Source organism: Rhodococcus sp. (in: high G+C Gram-positive bacteria) (genome assembly GCF_049286785.1).
Taxonomy (GTDB): Bacteria; Actinomycetota; Actinomycetes; order Mycobacteriales; family Mycobacteriaceae; genus Rhodococcus_F.
Genome location: NZ_JBAQEO010000045.1, coordinates 1 through 2068 on the forward strand (window position 1 = coordinate 1; position 2068 = coordinate 2068).

Below are 2068 nucleotides of genomic sequence, written 5' to 3' on the forward strand. Positions count from 1 at the left end.
CGACGAGGCATTCGCCTTCGCCGAAGACATCCGAGGGCGGCTTCGCCGAGCGGGCCGCCCGGAGGACGACATCAGAATCCTGCCCGGCACTCAGATCATCCTCGCGGAAAGGGAATCCGAGGTGGAGGAGAAGGTGCGCTGGGTCCTGGACGGACAGTTCACCGGACAGACGACGTTGTCGCTGGCCGGACAGGTATGGGGGCGCGACCTGTCCGATCGCGATCCGGACGGGCCACTGCCCGAGTTCGATCCGGTCCCTGCACCTATTTCGGCCACCCGCGGGGCGGCACGTGACGGCAAGGACCCGCTCGCCATCGCCAGGGAATGGCGCACCCTGGCCGAGGAACGGAACCTCTCGCTCCGGCAGGTGGTCCTCGAGACAACGCAGCGTTCCGGATTCGCGGGTACGCCCGGAAGCGTGGCCGACGAACTCGTCCGATGGGTTCGCCGCGGAGCGACCGACGGATTCAACATCTCGCCGTATCTGGTGCCCACCGGGCTCGACGAGATAGTGGACCTGCTCGTACCCGAGTTGCAGGCACGTGGTGCGTATCGGACGGACTACGAGGGTTCGACCCTGCGTGAACACCTCGGTCTGCGGCCCACGCTGTCGCAGTGGGACGTTCCGGCCCGTCAGTCCGTGGGGTAGGGCCGGATGGCGCACGGTCCCGCAATCTCTTACACTGGGCAACGACCATCCAGAGCGACCGAGAGACCTGGCTCGTTGACGTCGCAGCAACCCCCCGCTCCGCGGGTGCGGGTGCTACCGCCGGGACCGATGGAGGAAACATGTTGACCGAAGGTTTCGTGAGCGCCTGGGGGCGTCTGCACGTCGATCTCTGCAGGTTGTCCGCAGCAATCTGTCGCACCTGACCTGAGACCCGGCCCAGAGCCGGGAATCCTGCTCACCACACCGCATCCGGATCGGATCCGGTGTTCCTCACCTTGCTGTGTCCGCGCGCGCCGCCCGTCCGACGAGCGGCGTGCAGGGCACCTCTTCGAGATCACGGAGTTCTCGGTGTCACCTGTGTCTTTGTCCTCCACCCCGCGTTCGCGTACCGGTATCGTCGCCGGTGTCGGCGCTGCCGCGATCCTGGCTTCGGCGCTCGCCGCATGCGGTGGCAGTTCGAGTGATTCCTCGGCAGATGCCGGTCCCGCACAACCGGGCGGAACTCTCCGCTACGGCCTTTCGCAGGCACCCACCTGCGCCGATCCCGCGCAGTCGGGCACCAATCAGACGATCTATGTGGCCCGGCAGGTGGTGGATTCGCTCACCGACCAGGACCCGGACAGCGGGGAACTGAAGCCGTGGCTGGCGGAGAGCTGGGAATCGAATGCCGACGCATCGTCCTTCACCTTTCACCTGAAAGACGGCGTGACCTTCAGTGACGGAACACCTTTCACAGCGGAGTCGGTGAAGAAGAACCTCGATGCGATCGTCAAGACGCTCACCGGCGCCAAGGCGGCTCTCGCCTCGAGCTATCTCACCGGGTACACCGGCACCACCGTCGTCGATCCGACGACAGCGAAGGTCGACTTCGCCGCACCCAATGCGCAGTTCCTGCAGGCGTCCTCGACCCCGCAACTCGGGATCCTCTCCGACGCCACCACCGCGAAATCGGCCGAAGAGCGCTGCACCGGCGACATTTCGGGCACCGGACCTTTCACCTATGCCGACTACCAGCAGGACAAGTCGGTCACTCTCGCCAAGCGTGTCGGCTACAACTGGGGCTCCGAGGTGTTCGGCCACGACGGCGAGGCCTACCTCGACAAGATCGAGTTCACCGTGGTTCCCGAATCCGGTGTCCGGACGGGAAGCCTGGCCTCGGGGCAGCTCGACGCCATCAGCGACGCGCTGCCGCAGGACGCACCGCAGATCGAAGGGGCAGGAGGAAAGGTACTCACCACCTCGAACCCCGGCGTTCCATTCGGTTTCCAGCCCAACGTGACCCGCGGGCCGCTCACCGATCCGGCCGTTCGGAGCGCGCTGGTACCGGCGATCAACCGTCAGGAGTTGGTGGATACGGTGCTCGGACCCGACTTCAAGCCGGCCACCAGCACCCTGGCC

At 66.1% G+C, this 2068-nt stretch carries 3 protein-coding genes and 1 riboswitch; all 3 genes read left to right on the forward strand.

Features of this window, described 5'->3' with window-relative positions:
• Positions 1 to 649 (forward strand): LLM class flavin-dependent oxidoreductase (locus WAW17_RS01940; protein ID WP_422331344.1); only part of this gene is annotated, 649 nt, incomplete at its 5' end.
• A 42-nt stretch (positions 650 to 691) separates the two neighbouring features.
• Positions 692 to 785: riboswitch (SAM riboswitch) on the forward strand.
• A 4-nt stretch (positions 786 to 789) separates the two neighbouring features.
• Positions 790 to 873: a putative leader peptide gene (locus tag WAW17_RS01945; RefSeq protein WP_422331345.1), complete on the forward strand. Its 84-nt coding sequence runs from the start codon at positions 790 to 792 to the stop codon at positions 871 to 873.
• Between the two features lie 154 nt (positions 874 to 1027).
• Positions 1028 to 2068 (forward strand): ABC transporter substrate-binding protein (locus WAW17_RS01950; RefSeq protein WP_422331346.1); only part of this gene is annotated, 1041 nt, incomplete at its 3' end.

Excerpts from the sequence above, each read along its gene's own strand:
- WAW17_RS01945 (WP_422331345.1), top strand. The coding sequence starts at position 790 with ATGTTGACCGAAGGTTTCGTGAGCGCCTGGGGGCGTCTGCACGTCGAT.